The following is a 14,372-nucleotide window of genomic DNA, read 5'->3' as shown; positions in this document are numbered from 1 at the left end:
AACGCGGTTCAGGAGTCCTTCGGCGACGAGCCGCCCGGGCCGAAGGTCTCCACCACGTCGGTGTAGCGGTCGGCCGCGTCGACGGCGTGGCCCACGGCCCACACCGCGCCCTTGCCGGGCAGGTAGGTGACGGCCTGCAGCCGCACGCTGTTCCTGCCCTCCGCGGCCGCGCCCCGGATGATCTCGCAATCACCCTTCTCGCAGCGCATCATGAACGGCTCCGTCTCATGGGACGGGTCGTAGCCGGAGATCCAGTAGCGGCCCTTGCCGTCGCCGGTCACCCCGTACAGGCGGGCGTCGGTGCCGGGCAGCGGCACGCGCCGCCAGTGCTTGCCGTCCCACGACATCACGAGCGGCTCGACGTCGCTGGGCCCGTGGTAGACGCCGCCGACGGCCATGGCCCGCTTGCCGCCGTCGACCTGGACGTCGCGCAGGTAGCCGCCGGGCACGTCGGGCACCGGCATGGCCTTCCAGGTCTCGCCAACCTCGTGCATGATCAGCGGCTGGCTGCCGGTGTCGCCCACCGCGAAGCCCTCGGACACCGCGTAGAGGGCGCCCTCGATGTCGGTCTCCTGGACGGTCCACCTGCCGCCCTGCCCGGTGACGATGAGCCCGACCGTCCAGTCCTTCTTCTTCGGGTCGGGGTCGCGGGTCTTGCCGCGGCCCACGGCCACCACCCGGCCGGGCCGGGCGTCGACCCCGCCGAGCCAGTCGCCGGCCCACAGGCCCGGGGCCCGTACCCGGTCGAAGCCGTTGACGTCGCCGTGCGCGATGTACGGGACGCCGTCGTGGCCGTCGCCCACGGCCCACACGTCGGAGGACGAGGCGGCGGCGACGCCGCGCAGGTTTCCCGCGCCGCTGGCGTCGCGGATCGCCACCTCGGCCCAGCGGGCGCCGTCCCAGTGGCGGATCGTGCCGCGGTTCTTCCAGACGTCCCAGATCTCCTGCTGGCCCACCGCCCACACGTCGTCGGCGGACAGGGCGGCCACGTCGGACAGCGAGCCGTCGGCGATCAGGCGCGCGCTCGTCGAGTGCTGCCACGCCTCCACGGAGGCGGGGCGTGGCTCGGCATGCGCGGCGGGCGTGACCTGGGACCAGGCCAAGGGCGTCGCCATGATCAAGGAAAGCGCACACCGCCGGAAGCGACGGGTCATGAGCAAATGCTACGGGTTCATGACAGGTCCCCGGAGCCCAGCCCCCGATTCCAGCTCCGCGACCACCGGCAGGTGGTCCGAGGCCGCGGCCAGGTCGGCCGGGGCGGCCTCGGCCCCTCCGCAGGCGTGAACCCGCAGGTCAGGAGAGGCGAAGACCGCGTCGATGCGCGCCTGGGGGTGCCGGGCGGTGAAGGTCGGCCCGTCGCCCCGCGGCGCCGCCGGGTAGCAGTCGGTGAGGCGGGCGGCGGCGTAGCGCCAGGCCGGCTGGTGGTCGCGCTCGTTGAAGTCGCCGCACAGGACCGGCGCCGCGCCGAACCGGGCCGCCGCCGCCTCCAGCAGCGCCATCGCCTCGGTGACGTGGCGCAGCCGGGCCGCGCCGTTCAGGTCGAGGTGCGTGGAGCCGACGGCCAGCCGCGCCCCCTCCACCTCGACGACGGCGATGGCCAGGCCACGCGCCTCCAGACCGGCGAAGATCCGCAGTACGTGGCTCTCGGCGTCGATCAGCCGTACCCGGGGCGCGGCGAACACGGCCACGCCGCCGAGCCGCCGCCCGGCCACGACCCGCAGCCCGCACGACCCCGCCAGCGCCTCCCGCCGGCTCCGCCAGCCGAGCAGCCGCGGCGCCTCCTGGACGCACAGCAGGTCGGCGCGGAGCGCGCCGATCACCCGGGTGAGCGCGGGGACGTTGTCCTTCATCCCCCGGACGTTGTAGGTCGCCAGCCTGACCGTCACGGACGGACCGTCATCCCGTCAGCGATGCCGGGCCAGGTCGGCGGCGCCCACCATCCCGGCGGCGGCGCCCAGCTCGGCCAGGCGGATCTCGGGGAGCGGCCGGTGCCCGCGGCCGGTCAGCCGCCGGGCGAACGTCTCGCGGGCGCGGTCGAGGAACAGGTCGGCGGCGCGGGACACGCCACCGCCCACGATGAAGCAGCCCGGGTCGAGGACGGCGGCGAGGTCGGCCATGCCCTGGCCGAGCCAGTCGGCGAGGGTGGCGAACGCCGCCAGCGACGCCTCGTCGCCGCGCCGGGCCGCCTCGGTGACCTCCTCGCCCTCGATCTTGCCGCCGGCCAGGCCGAGCAGGATCTCGGCGCGCTCGGGCTGCTCCTCGGCGATGCGCCTGGCCTCCATGACCAGCGCGTTGCCGCTGGCGTACTGCTCCCAGCAGCCGTGCTGGCCGCAGCCGCACTGCCGCCCCTCGGGCACGACCTGCATGTGGCCGAGCTCGGCCGCCATGCCCCAGTGGCCGCGGAACAGGACGCCGTCGAAGACCAGGCCGCCGCCGATGCCGGTGCCGACCGTGAGGCAGACGATGTGGGACTGCCCGCGGCCCGCGCCGAACCGCGTCTCGCCCCAGGCCATCGCGTTGGCGTCGTTCTCGATCACCACGGGCAGGCCGACCATGCCGCTGATCTTCTTCTGCAGCGGCTCCTCGCGCCAGGCGAGGTTGGGCGCGAAGCGGACGACGGACCGGGTCTCGTCCACGAACCCGGCGGCGCCGACGCCGACGGCCTCGATCTCCCGGCCCTCGGCCAGCTCGCGGACCACATCCGCGACCGTCTCGGCGATGAGGTCGGGCCGGTCGGCCGGTGTCTTGCGCAACGCCTGCTCGACGATCGTGCCGTTCTCGTCGACGACACCCGCCGCGACTTTCGTGCCGCCGATGTCCACGCCGATCGTGAGCATTGCCGCAGCCCCCTATCCCAGGTCGATGTGCTGCACGGTATCGTGCCCGCGCTCGCTGTCGTCGCGCGACCTACGGGGGGAGGCCGGCTTGCTGAACGCGTCCAGCGTCTGCCGGAAGGCGGCGAACAGCTCGCCGCCCGCCGCCACGAGGTGGCCGGTCACGTCGCCGCCGGACTCGCGCTGGGCCGCGATGGCCCGGCACACCGGGCAGGCGCGGCAGATGTACTCGTCGTGCGGCTCGGAGACGGCCTCGCCCCACACGTCCTTCTCCTTGCGCCCGCCGCCGCCGAACGAGCCGCCGGCGAAAGAGTTGAGCACGGTCCGGCCGACCTGGCGGGTGGCGCGTCCCTGGATCGTGTCGAACAGCTTGCGCGCCTCGTCCGCGACCGTGCCGATCGGGTCACGGCCCAGCGGGTCCCGGCCGCCCGCGTCCCGGCCGGTCCCGTCCCGGTTGCCCGCGTCGCGGTCGCGCGCGTCGCGGCCGGTCCCGTCGCGGTCGCGCGCCTCGCGGAGCGGGTCCCCGTGGGGGTCGGTGGCGCCGGCGTCTCTGTCGCGGGAGTCCCTCTCGCGGGGGTCCCTGTCGTTGTTCTCGGTCATCTGGCCCTCCCTGGCTCCGGAGCGTCCGCCCGTCTCGCTCACGTGGCGGCCGGCCCCTCGTCGTGGCCGCCGGATCCGCTCGTCGCGCCGGATCGGGCTCCCGAGCTGAACCGTACCCGCAGGACGCCGTCGAGGAGCACCGCGCCGGCGATCTCCCTGCGGGCCAGCGCCACCGGCAGCGCCAGGATCCTCCGGTACGGCCCCGCGGTGACGATCAGCTCGTCGCCCTTGCGCGCCAGGTCGACGTCGTCGCGGTCGGCGCCGGGCAGGTCGAGCTCCAGCTCGTCGGCGGCCAGCCGCAGCGGCGGGCGCACGCGGGGCGGCCCGAACGGGTCGGCGTCGCCGTACAGGCGCTCGCCGACGGCCGCCAGCGCGTCGACGCCCACGGGCTCGGCCGGCAGGTACGGCACGGCGTGCACGGGCAGCGGCGCGAACGACTCCTCGGCCTCGGCCAGCAGCCTCGTCTGGGCGTCCACCCACTGGGCCCGCCACTCGTCGGCGCCGCCGGCCGGGAACACCCGGTTGGCGATGACCGCGTCGACGCGGTAGCCGTACAGGTTGAGCGAGGTGAGGGTGCGCCGCGCCTCGGCGAGCACCACGGCCTCCGGCGTGAGCACGAGCCGCACGGACGCGCCGTCGCCGGTGAGCAGCTCGCGCACCTCCAGCAGGGCGCGGTGCAGGCGCTCACCCGCGCCGACCACCTCGTCGCCGGGGGTGCTGACGCGCGCGACGCTCCGCACGAACGGCGACGCGAGCTTCATGATCTTCCGGCCGACGGGGAGCAGCCTGCTCACGTGCCAGTCGAGCGCCTCGGGCAGGGCGAGCAGCCGCAGCGTCTCGGCGGTGGGCGCGCAGTCGACCACGATGACGTCCCAGACGCCGGACCGGGCGTGCTCGCGCAGCTCCAGCAGCGCGATGATCTCCTCGGCGCCCGGCAGGACCGTCACCTCCTCGGAGGTGATCTCGTCCAGGCCGAGCTCGGTGAGCAGGCCGCGGGCGTAGTCGCGCAGCTCGCCCCAGTGGCGTTCGAGGGACTTCTGCGTGTCGACCTGGTGCAGGTGCAGGCCGGGAGCGACCTCGCCGGGCTCGACGGCGAGCGCGTCGGCCAGCGAGTGGGCCGTGTCGGTGGACACCACCAGTGTCTTGAGGCCGCGCCGGGCGGCGAGCGTGGCGGTCGCCGCGGCGGCCGTGGTCTTGCCCACGCCGCCCTTCCCGGTGAACAGCAGGACCCGGGGCCCCACCTCAGCGGCCTTCGACACGCTTCTTCAGGCCCTTGAGGGCGGTGTCCACGATGACCTTCTCGGCCTTGCGCCGCAGCATGCCGATCATCGGCACCTTCAGCTCGGCCGCCAGTTCGTACGTCACCTCGGTGCCCGTGCCCGCCTCGGCCAGGAGGTAACTTCCGGCCAGCTCGGCGACCATCTTGCCCGGCTCGGCCACCCGCCAGGAGACGCTCTCGTCGTCGTGCCAGGTGTAGCCGAGGGTGTAGGTGTCGCTGATCACGCCGGCGTCGAGGACGAAGCGCACGGTCTCGGCCCTGCCGTCGGCGCCCGTGGTCAGGACCTCTGCGCTCTTCACCTGGCCCGCCCACTCGGGGTAGGCGGGGAAGTCGGCGATGATCGCCATGACGCGGGCCCGGCCGGCGTCGATGACGATGCTCGAAGTCGTGCGATCAGCCATGCGACCACCGTAATGCAGAATCCGCTCCTTGCGGCGGACCGCCGGACCCCGCTGATCACCATTCGCCGATCACCATTCGAGGACGTACGGAACGCCGGTTCCCCGGAAGTGGCCGACGTTCACGCACTCGGTGCGGCCGATGCGGGTGCGCCGGTACAGCGGGTGGTGGACGTGGCCGAAGAGCGCGTAGCGGGGCTGGGTGCGGCGGATCGCCTCCAGCGTGGCCTCGCTGCCCCGCTCGAAGCGCCGGGCGACCACGTCGTACAGGAGCTGGGGCACCGCGGGCGGGATGTGGCAGCACAGCACGTCGACCTCGCCGACGGCCTCCACCTTCGCGGCGTACTCCTCGTCGCTGATCTCGTACGGCGTGCGGTAGCGGGTGCGCAGGCCGCCGCCGACGAACCCGAACCGCAGGCCGCCGATCTCCACGCTCTCGCCGTCGAGCACCCGGTGGCCGTCGCGCGTGTAGTCGGCCCACAGGCGCGGGATGTCGACGTTGCCGTAGGTGAGGTAGGCGGGCGTGGGCATGGCCGCGAACAGGCGCTCGTACTGGGCCCGCACCCGGCCCTCGATGTGCTCGCGCGGGTCGCCGCCGAGGCTCGCCCACAGGCGGGCGGACAGGGCGCGGGCCTCGTCGAAGCGCCCGGCGGTGCGCAGGCCGATGAACTCCGCGGCCCGCTCGGCGCCGAACAGCTCGGCGAAGATGCCCCGCGCGTGGTCGGCGTAGTCGACGAACAGGATCAGGTCGCCCAGGCAGACGAGCGCGTCCGCGCCCGCTCCGGCGGCGGCCAGCGCGTCGGCCCGGCCGTGCACATCGCTGATGACGTGAACCCGCATGCGGAAGATCCTAGGCGCGCCTTCGGCGGACCGCCGGAGGGAATCCCGGGCGGCTGCGAACGGGCTGCCGCACGATCGACGGCTGCTAGCGTGAGAAATTGCTTCATAACGCCTGGATGACGAGACTACCGATGGGTAACTTATCCCGGTAACGTCCAGGCCGTCCCCGAAGCGTGCACCTGGAGGAGTTGGTCCGTGCGCGAGTACAGCGTTCCCGTGCTGGTGGATGTTCCTGCCACCGCGAGCCTGCCCGACACGGTGTTCGACAGGGCCGAGCGGGAGCCTGGCAGGGTCGTCATGCGGCGCAAGGTGGACGGCGCGTGGGCCGCCGTCACCGCCGCGGAGCTGCGGGACCAGGTCGTCGCCCTGGCCAAGGGGCTCATCGCGGCGGGCGTCGAGCACGGCGACCGCGTCGCGCTCGTGTCGCGCACCCGCTACGAGTGGACGCTGATCGACTACGCCGTCTGGTCGGTGGGCGCGGTCCTCGTGCCCGTCTACGAGACGTCCTCGACCGAGCAGGTCCGGTGGATCCTGACCGACAGCGCCGCCCGGGCGGCGTTCGTCGAGCTCGACGCGCACGAGGAGACCGTGCGCGAGGCCGCGCCCGGACTGAAGGACCTGTGGCGGGTCGAGGCCGCGCTCGACGGCCTGCCCGGCGCCTCCGAGATCTCCGACGAGGACGTGGCCGAGCGCCGCCGGCGGGTGTGCGGAGCCGACCTCGCCACCGTCGTCTACACCTCGGGCACCACCGGCCGCCCCAAGGGCTGCCGGATCACCCACGACAATCTGCTCTACACCGGGCGCAACGTGGTGCGCGGGCCGCTGGAGCCGCTGTTCACCGGCGAGGCCCCGGCCGCGCTGCTGTTCCTGCCGCTGGCGCACATCTTCGCCCGCATGATCCAGGTCGCGCTGGTCGAGGCCGGCGCGGTCCTGGCCCACACCCCGAACATGAAGAACGTGGCACCCGACCTGGTCGAGTTCGGGCCGACGTTCCTGCTGGGCGTGCCCCGGGTGTTCGAGAAGGTCTACAACGGCGCCGAGCAGAAGGCCATCGCGGGCGGCAAGGGCGCGATCTTCGCCCGCGCCGTCGACACGGCGGTGGCCTGGAGCCGCGCCGAGAGCTCGGGCGGCGCGCCCCTCGGGCTGCGCCTGCGGCACGCCCTGTTCGACCGGCTCGTGTACGGCAAGCTGCGCGCGGCCACCGGCGGGCGCCTGTCGGCGGCCGTGAGCGGCGGCGGCGCGCTCGGCGAGCGGCTCGGCCACTTCTTCCGCGGCGCCGGCATCGAGGTCTTCGAGGGGTACGGCCTGACCGAGACCTCCGCCCCCTGCACCGTCAACATGCCCGGAGCCAACAAGGTCGGCACGGTCGGCAAGCCGCTGCCCGGGGTGACGATCCGCATCGGCGACGACGGCGAGATCCTGGCCAAGGGCCGCCACGTCTTCCGCGGCTACTGGAACAACGACGAGGCCACCAGCGAGGTGCTCGACGGCGACGGCTGGTTCCACACCGGCGACGTGGGCGAGCTGGACGCCGACGGCTATCTGCGGATCACCGGGCGCAAGAAGGAGATCCTGGTGACGGCGGCCGGCAAGAACGTCGCTCCGGGGCCGCTGGAGGACGCGCTGCGGGCCCACCCGCTCGTCTCGCAGGCCGTGGTCGTCGGCGACGGCCGCCCGTTCGTGGGTGCCCTGGTCACGCTGGACCCCGAGGCGCTGGAGCACTGGCGGTCCACGCGCGGAGGGACCGGCAAGGCGGCAAAGCCGAGCGCCGACCCGGAGCTGCGCGCCGAGATCCAGCAGGCGGTCGACCGGGCCAACGCCACGGTGTCGAAGGCGGAGCAGATCAAGAAGTTCGCGATCCTGGACGCCGACATCACCGAGGAGAGCGGGCACCTGACGCCGACCCTCAAGATCAAGCGCAACATCGTCCTGCGTGACTTCGCCGCCGACGTGGAGCGCCTGTACGGCTCCTGACCCATGACGTCGTCGTCGAGCCCGCTCAGCCGGCCCCCAGGTGGATGAGCGTGCAGGCGGCGACCTGCTCGCCGCCGTCCCGCCCTGCACGACACTGGCCTGAGCTTCTGTCCGGTATCGCGACGGGATGGCCCCCGACGCCTGGTGACATTTTCCGGATATCTCGGTGTTTGCCCAGGTAGACGCCTCGAAAATGTCGAATCGGCGCCGGGAAAAGGCGCTCGGATTCCTCATTCGCCTGAGTACTCTTGCCCCAAGAAATCGGGACCGGAGATCTAGTACATCCCCGGTCCCTACCGACGAAGGTAGGGGAGATTCTCTTGAGCATCAAGGACGCGGCGCTTCAGTTCGGCACGGCGATCGAGAACCAGCTGATCCAGGTCCGCGCCGACCAGATGGAGCTCGGCCAGCAACTGACCGAGCGGATCAACGGCGTCGCCAACTACGTCAAGGTCCTCGACGGCAAGCTGACCGTCCTGGACGGCAAGGTGGCCGTTCTGGACGGCAAGGTGGCCGCCCTGGACAGCAAGGTGACCGCCCTGGACACCAAGGTCGACACCCTCCAGCACCAAATGACGGTCCTGCAGGACACTCAGCGCACGATGCAGCAGACCCAGTTCGCCATGATGGACATCCTCGTCACCATCCAGGACAAGCTCAACTAGCCTCCGGCTCGCGGGAGGCGTCAGCCCTTGGTGGCGCCTCCCGTGAGGCCCTTGACGAACTGCTTCTGCAGCAGCAGGTAGAACACCAGGACTGGCAACGTGGCCAGGAACATCAGGGCGAACATGCCGCCGAAGTCCGCCGCGTACTGCCCGAGCGACTTGTAGATCCCGGTCATGATGGTGGTGCCCTCGCGGGGCCCGTAGATGATGAGCGGGTTGATGAAGTCGTTCCAGATCCACACTCCGAGGAAGATGAGCACGCTGGCCGTGGCGGGACGCAGCAGCGGGAAGACGATCCGCCAGAACGTCTGCCACCGCGTGGCCCCGTCGATGGCGGCGGCCTCCTCCAACTCCCTCGGGACGCCCTTCATGAACCCCGAGAAGACGAAGACCCCGAACGGCACGTAGTAGCCGACGTTGAACAGCACGAGCCCCGGCAGCGTGGACATGAGGCCGAGGGCCCGCAGCACCTGCGTCATGGGGATGAGGATGACCTGCGGCGGGATCATCAGCCCGCACAGCAGCAGCACCATGATGGCCCTGGACCACCAGGCCGAGCGCCGGGCCAGGTAGTGGCCGAGCATGGCCGACAGCAGGGTCAGGATGACGATCGACAGCCCGGTGACGAGCACGCTGGTGCGCAGCGACGACCAGAAGAGGCTGTCGGGGCCGGTCAGGACGCGCCACAGGTTGTCCAGGGTGGGCGGCGCGGGCAGCGACATGGCGCCGCCGGCGACCTGCCGGCTGTCCTTGAAGACGTTGATCAGCGCGATGTAGAGCGGGATGAAGAAGACGCCGCCGACGGCCAGCGCGACGAGGGGGCGCAGCCACGGCGCGCGCGATCCGGTCACAGCTGCACCTCCCGTCGTTGCAGGAACCGCAGGGTGACGACCGACAGGGCGGCGATGAGGACGAGCATGACGATGGCCTCGGCGGAGGCGTAGCCGGTGCGGTTCTCCACGAACCCCTCCTGGAGGACGACGAACGCCACGGTGGCTGTGGTGCCGGTGCCGGGGCCGCCGTTGGTGATGACCTTGACGTGGTCGAAGATCTTGAACGCGGAGATCAGCAGCACGACGGTGTTGATGGTGAGCGCGGGCGCGAGCAGCGGCCAGGTGACGCTGCGGAAGCGCCGCACCGGGCCGGCGCCGTCGATCGCGGCGGCCTCGGCCAGCTCCTGCGGCACGCCCTGGAGGCCGGCGAGGTAGACGACGACGCAGAAGCCGAGCATCTGCCAGCAGACGATGGACGACAGGGAGTAGAGCGCGAGGCCGGGGTCGGACAGCCAGCCGGGCGGCTCGGCCACGCCCAGGCCGCGCAGCGCCTGGTTCACGGGGCCGTCGTCGGCGAGGATGCGGGTCCAGATGACGCTGATGACCACGGAGCTGATCACCATGGGGGTGAAGAACACGCTGCGCAGCGCGTTGTAGAGCCAGCCGCGCCGGTCGAGCAGCACGGCGATGGCGACGCCGAGCACGTTCGGCACGATGACCACGATGAGCGTCAGGATCGAGGTGACCCGCAGCGACTCGAGGAACGTCTCGTCCTGCAGCAGCAGCCGGTAGTTGCGCAGCCCGACGAACTGCGTGTCGGGCCGCAGCAGCGCCTGGTTGGTGAGGCTGTAGCCGAAGCTGAGCCCGATGGGCAGGACCACCAGGCACAGGTAGATGAGCGTGCCGGGCGCGGCGAAGGTCAGGAAGTGCCACAGTCCCGGCCCGGCCGGCCGCCGGGGTGCGCTCCGGCGGCCGGGGCTCCCCGAGGTGGCGCGGCCGGGCCCGCGCCTGGTGGTGTCGACGGCCGTCAAGAGATCGTCACCCGGTCTTCTCCCATTCGGTGTCGAGGAACGCGAGCGCCTGGTCGACGTTCTTCCTGCCGCTGACGAGGTCCTGGGCGGTGGACCAGAACGTGCCCTGCATGCCGGGCAGCATGGCCGCGTCGCCGGCCTCCCAGCCGAACGCGGGCACGGTGGCCTTCTCGGTGACCGCCTTCTGCCACAGGTCGTACACGGCCTTGAAGACGGGTCCGGTGTCGGAGGGCGGGGTGTAGCCCTTGACGGCGGGGAAGAGCGCGTCGGCCTTGACCGAGGCGTCGAGGTTCTCCTTGGTGAGCTGGAAGGCGAGCGCGAACTCCTTGGCGGCGGCCGGGTTGCGGGCGTCGGCGCTGACGGACAGGCCGCCGCCGGTGAAGGCGGGCAGGTGCAGGCTCCCGTCGTCGCCGGGCCAGGCGAACACGCCGATGTCGTCCTTCATGTCCGACTGGTCGGCCGCGGCGGCGAACCAGCTGCCCATGGGGTACATCGCGCCCTTGCCGCCGAGGAAGGCCTCCTGGGTCTTGGGGTAGTCCTGGCCGATCTGCCGCTTGTCGAGGTAGCCCTTGGCGGCGAGGTCGGCGAACTTCTGGGTGGCGGCCTTCATGGCCGGGTCGGCGGCGAACGTCGTCTGGCCGCCGCGCCGCCTGGCCATCCAGTCGGGCGTCCTGGCGTACAGGTCGGTGGCGAGGATCGCCGTCCACGGCTGGGAGGTGACGAACGCGCCGCCGCCGACGAACGGGGCGATGCCCTTGGCCTTGAGCTTCTCGGCGGCGGCGAGCAGCTCGGCGTAGGTCCTGGGCGGCTCGGCGATGCCGGCCTGCGCGAACAGCTTCTTGTTGTAGAAGACGTTCGGGATGGTCTGCGTGTTGGTCGGCAGCTGGAGGACCTTGCCGTTGACCGCGCCGCAGGTGGGGCAGAGGAAGTCCTTGAGCTCGGCCTCGGTCCAGGGGGCGAGGTGCGACTCCAGCGCGACGAGGTCCTGCATGCCGATCTGCACGTCGGGAAGCTGCCCGGAGGCGGCGAGCTGCTTGGCGTAGTCGTTGCGCTCCGACTCCGACGGCGCGGCGACCAGTTCGACGTCCAGGTCGGGGTGGGCCTTGGTGACCAGCTCGACCTGGGCCTTCCAGTACGACTCGGGCAGGTTGGGCGAGGGGAAGACGAGGAAGGAGACCTTCTGTTTCCCGCCCTCCGAGGAGGGCGCCGAGGACCGGTCGGTCCCGGAGGTGCCGCTGGAGCAGCCGCTGGATGTCAGGGCCACGGCGACCGTGATCGCACCGGCCGCTAAGAGCTTGTTCACTCGTGCCACCCTTCCGAGGGAGACCACGACTCATCCGACCATTGTGGGAGAGCACCGCGTCGCCGGACGAGCGACAGCCGCCTGTTTCGCGCAATAGGTAGGATCACTTGTACGTGCGCCCGCGCTCCGCTGTCAAGGCACATCGGTGATTCGCCGAGCCTGAATGCGCCAAAGGTAGGATCACTGGCCGCCAGGGCATGCGGACAGTGGTCGGAGTGGTCACGCGACGCCGGCGTACGCGCGGCGCCACCCGGGGGTGACCGGCTCAGAGGAGCGTCTGGAAACGGGTGGCGACCAGGTCCCAGGACCACTCGTGGGTGGTCCAGTCGCGGCCGGCGGCGCCCAGCTTGCGGGCCCGTTCGGGGTCACCGAGCAGCTCCGCCAGGGCCGCGGCCACCTCACCGGTGTCCTGCCCGTCGACGAGCAGGCCGGTCTCGCCGTGGCGCACCGCGTCGGGCGCCCCGCCGGAGGCGCCCGCCACCACGGGCAGCCCGGTCGCCGACGCCTCCAGGAACACGATGCCGAGCCCCTCCACGTCCACCCCGCCCCACCGGGTACGGCACGGCATGGCGAACACGTCGCCGGCCGCGTAGTAGCCGGGCAGCGCCGAGGCCGGGACCGTGCCGGTGAAGCGGATCGACTCCCGCCCGGCGGCCATCCGTTCCAGCCGGCGACGGTACGGGCCGCCGCCCACCAGCAGCAGCACGGCGTCCGGAACCGCCGCGACCACCTCCGGCCAGGCCGCGATCAGCAGGTCCTGCCCCTTGCGCGGGACCAGCCTGGACACGCACACCACCACCGGCCGGCCGGCCAGGCCGAGCTCCTCCTTGGCCCGGCCGGGCACCGCCTCGGGACGGAACCGGCCGGTGTCCACACCCGGGGCCAGCCGTACGAGCTTGGCCGGGGGGATGGCGGCGGCCAGCCGGGCGCGCGTGTACTCCCCCAGGTAGGTGACCACGTCGGCGTGCTCCCCGATGCGGCGCAGCACCGAGCGGAACCCGGGCCCGGCCGCCCACGCCGCCTCGTGGCCGTGGGTGAGCATCACTACCCGCCGCGCCCCGGCGGCGCGCAGCCGCGGCGCCAGCAGCCCGAGCGGGGCCGCCGCGCCGAACACCACCGTCCGTGCCCCGTGCTCGGCCACCAGCCGGGCCGTCGCGCGCGCGACGGCGGGCGTCGGCAGCATGAGCGAGGTCGGGTGACGCACGATCGGGTACGGCTGGTGGCGGTCGAACTCGGCGCAGCCCGGCCAGGAGGGCGCGTAGACGGCCACGCCGGGGGTGCGCACGGCCAGGCCGTGGACGAAGGACTGGATGCCGCCGGGGCGCGGCGGGAAGTCGTTGGTGACGATGACGACGCGTGGGGTCACGGCGTGGGCACGCCGTTCAGCCGCGCCCACGCGCGCGCCAGGGCGATGCGCTCCGGGGTCGAGGGATGGGACGCGTAGAGCACGTACTCCACGGCATCGGGTGACAGGTCGGAGATGTTGGTGAGCGCCAGGCGTTTCTGCATGGCGACGAAGGTGGCCGGGTCCCTCGTCAGGTCGAGGGCGTGGACGTCGGCGCGGGCCTCGACGTGGCGGCCGACGACGTTCTGGGCGGGGCCGGACAGCACGGTGGCCAGGCTCATCAGGCCGAGCAGCGCGCCCACGGCCTTGGGGTCGGCCACCGAGGCGACTCCGGTGCGCCGCCGTACGAGCTGGAAGGCCAGGTACAGCAGCACGGTGCCGGCGGCGGCGCCGAGCCCGCCGACGAGCGTCCCGCTGAGCACGTCGCCGTTCTTGGCGTGGCCGAGCTCGTGCGCGACCACCAGCTCCACCTGCGGGCCCGGGGCGCGCAGCAGCGTGTCGTAGACGACGATCCGGCGGGTGGCGCCGAAGCCCGAGACGTACGCGTTGAGTGCGGTGGTGCGGCGGGAGGCGTCAGCGACGAGCACGTCCTCCACCGGCACGCCGTCGCGCTCGGCCATCCGCAGCAGGCTCGTGCGCAGCGGGCCCTGCGGCATGGGGCGGAAGTCGTTGAACAGCGGCTCGACCACCACGGGGTAGACGAACGAGAGCGCCACGGTCAGCGCGAACGCGCCCACGGCGGCCGGGATCCACCACCGCCGGACCCTGCGCGCCAGCCAGACCAGGACCACCATCGTGAGGGACAGCACGGCGGCGTTGACGCCGATGCTCTTGAGGCGGTCGCCCGTCCAGGACGCCCAGTCCTGCGTGGACAGGCCGTACGCGCGCAGCTCGGTCTCGAACCACATGCCGAGCGGCCACCTGACCGCCTCGACGATCGCGGTGAGCAGCAGCACGCCCAGGACGACGCGCAGCCACCACGGGCCCCTGAGCCGTCCGAGCAGCCGGCCGCCGAGCGGGGTGAGGACGAGCAGGCCGGCGAAGAGCAGGCTCAGGCCGAGCGACAGGTAGCCGGGCGCGCCGGTGGCGGCGTCGAACGCGGCGGCGTGCGCGATCTGGGCGGCGCTGAAGTCACGGGCGGGGTCGGGGGCCACGTGCGGCGCGGAGGGCGGCAGCGCCCGCCACGGCGTCGTGGCGGCCACCACGGCCAGGGTCGCGATCCCGAGCCCGCGAACGGAACAGTGGTGTGTAGGGGAAAAGGTGTAAGCCGTGTGGACAGCCCAGCGGGTCGCTGCACCATCTTTTAACCACAGCCTCTCCATAGCTCGCT

At 72.5% G+C, this 14,372-nt stretch carries 14 protein-coding genes; 2 read left to right on the top strand and 12 right to left on the bottom strand.

The genetic code is table 11. The features are described 5' to 3' along the window. Positions 1 to 8: 8 nt before the first annotated feature. The 7 genes from MTP10_RS32305 to MTP10_RS32275 all read right to left on the bottom strand — a co-directional run bounded on the left by MTP10_RS32305 (position 9) and on the right by MTP10_RS32275 (position 5,951). Positions 9 to 1,115, bottom strand: coding sequence for a hypothetical protein (locus MTP10_RS32305; protein ID WP_310714191.1), 1,107 nt, complete (start codon positions 1,113 to 1,115; stop codon positions 9 to 11). Between the two features lie 48 nt (positions 1,116 to 1,163). Next, positions 1,164 to 1,886, bottom strand: coding sequence for an endonuclease/exonuclease/phosphatase family protein (locus MTP10_RS32300; protein ID WP_310714190.1), 723 nt, complete (start codon positions 1,884 to 1,886; stop codon positions 1,164 to 1,166). 18 nt (positions 1,887 to 1,904) lie between these two features. Beyond that, positions 1,905 to 2,837 carry an ROK family glucokinase gene (locus MTP10_RS32295; protein ID WP_310714189.1) on the bottom strand — a complete coding sequence of 311 codons (933 nt, stop codon included), beginning with the start codon at positions 2,835 to 2,837 and terminating at the stop codon, positions 1,905 to 1,907. A gap of 12 nt (positions 2,838 to 2,849) precedes the next feature. Then, positions 2,850 to 3,434, bottom strand: a complete 585-nt coding sequence (locus MTP10_RS32290) for a hypothetical protein (RefSeq protein WP_310714188.1) — start codon at positions 3,432 to 3,434, stop codon at positions 2,850 to 2,852. 38 nt (positions 3,435 to 3,472) lie between these two features. Next, positions 3,473 to 4,693 (bottom strand): ArsA family ATPase, encoded by a 1,221-nt coding sequence (locus tag MTP10_RS32285; protein ID WP_310714186.1) that lies wholly within the window; start codon positions 4,691 to 4,693, stop codon positions 3,473 to 3,475. Then, the gene (locus MTP10_RS32280; protein ID WP_310714184.1) at positions 4,677 to 5,114 is read right to left on the bottom strand and encodes an SRPBCC family protein; all 438 of its coding nucleotides are present in this window, start codon (positions 5,112 to 5,114) and stop codon (positions 4,677 to 4,679) included. The genes MTP10_RS32285 and MTP10_RS32280 overlap by 17 nt, the downstream gene beginning before the upstream one ends. A gap of 69 nt (positions 5,115 to 5,183) precedes the next feature. Further along, the gene (locus MTP10_RS32275; RefSeq protein WP_310714182.1) at positions 5,184 to 5,951 is read right to left on the bottom strand and encodes a metallophosphoesterase; all 768 of its coding nucleotides are present in this window, start codon (positions 5,949 to 5,951) and stop codon (positions 5,184 to 5,186) included. 195 nt (positions 5,952 to 6,146) lie between these two features. Between MTP10_RS32275 and MTP10_RS32270 the strand changes: the two genes are divergently transcribed. Further along, positions 6,147 to 7,925 carry an AMP-dependent synthetase/ligase gene (locus MTP10_RS32270; RefSeq protein ID WP_310714180.1) on the top strand — a complete coding sequence of 593 codons (1,779 nt, stop codon included), beginning with the start codon at positions 6,147 to 6,149 and terminating at the stop codon, positions 7,923 to 7,925. A 320-nt stretch (positions 7,926 to 8,245) separates the two neighbouring features. Next, positions 8,246 to 8,590 (top strand): hypothetical protein, encoded by a 345-nt coding sequence (locus MTP10_RS32265; RefSeq protein ID WP_310714177.1) that lies wholly within the window; start codon positions 8,246 to 8,248, stop codon positions 8,588 to 8,590. A 20-nt stretch (positions 8,591 to 8,610) separates the two neighbouring features. Here MTP10_RS32265 and MTP10_RS32260 read toward each other — a convergent pair whose 3' ends face one another. The 5 genes from MTP10_RS32260 to MTP10_RS32240 all read right to left on the bottom strand — a co-directional run bounded on the left by MTP10_RS32260 (position 8,611) and on the right by MTP10_RS32240 (position 14,244). Further along, a complete protein-coding gene (locus MTP10_RS32260; protein WP_310714175.1) occupies positions 8,611 to 9,441 on the bottom strand; it encodes a carbohydrate ABC transporter permease in 831 nt (276 codons plus the stop codon). After that, positions 9,438 to 10,394 (bottom strand): sugar ABC transporter permease, encoded by a 957-nt coding sequence (locus MTP10_RS32255; protein ID WP_310714173.1) that lies wholly within the window; start codon positions 10,392 to 10,394, stop codon positions 9,438 to 9,440. The genes MTP10_RS32260 and MTP10_RS32255 overlap by 4 nt, the downstream gene beginning before the upstream one ends. A gap of 7 nt (positions 10,395 to 10,401) precedes the next feature. Next, positions 10,402 to 11,697: an extracellular solute-binding protein gene (locus MTP10_RS32250; RefSeq protein ID WP_310714171.1), complete on the bottom strand. Its 1,296-nt coding sequence runs from the start codon at positions 11,695 to 11,697 to the stop codon at positions 10,402 to 10,404. A 265-nt stretch (positions 11,698 to 11,962) separates the two neighbouring features. Beyond that, complete coding sequence (locus MTP10_RS32245) at positions 11,963 to 13,063, bottom strand: glycosyltransferase family 4 protein (protein WP_310714168.1); 1,101 nt, start codon at positions 13,061 to 13,063, stop codon at positions 11,963 to 11,965. Beyond that, positions 13,060 to 14,244, bottom strand: a complete 1,185-nt coding sequence (locus MTP10_RS32240) for a M48 family metallopeptidase (RefSeq protein WP_310714166.1) — start codon at positions 14,242 to 14,244, stop codon at positions 13,060 to 13,062. The genes MTP10_RS32245 and MTP10_RS32240 overlap by 4 nt, the downstream gene beginning before the upstream one ends. Between the last annotated feature and the right edge of the window lie 128 nt (positions 14,245 to 14,372).

The organism is Nonomuraea sp. 3-1Str, assembly GCF_031570565.1.
GTDB lineage: Bacteria > Actinomycetota > Actinomycetes > Streptosporangiales > Streptosporangiaceae > Nonomuraea.
The sequence above is the reverse complement of the archived record's forward strand: the minus strand, read 5'-3'. Positions and strand labels throughout refer to the sequence as shown.

What these genes read in the sequence shown, in the direction of transcription:
- MTP10_RS32305 (WP_310714191.1), bottom strand. Translation starts at nt 1,115, where the DNA reads ATGGCGACGCCCTTGGCCTGGTCCCAGGTCACGCCCGCCGCGCATGCC.
- MTP10_RS32275 (WP_310714182.1), bottom strand. Translation starts at nt 5,951, where the DNA reads ATGCGGGTTCACGTCATCAGCGATGTGCACGGCCGGGCCGACGCGCTG.
- MTP10_RS32290 (WP_310714188.1), bottom strand. Translation starts at nt 3,434, where the DNA reads ATGACCGAGAACAACGACAGGGACCCCCGCGAGAGGGACTCCCGCGAC.
- MTP10_RS32295 (WP_310714189.1), bottom strand. Translation starts at nt 2,837, where the DNA reads ATGCTCACGATCGGCGTGGACATCGGCGGCACGAAAGTCGCGGCGGGT.
- MTP10_RS32280 (WP_310714184.1), bottom strand. Translation starts at nt 5,114, where the DNA reads ATGGCTGATCGCACGACTTCGAGCATCGTCATCGACGCCGGCCGGGCC.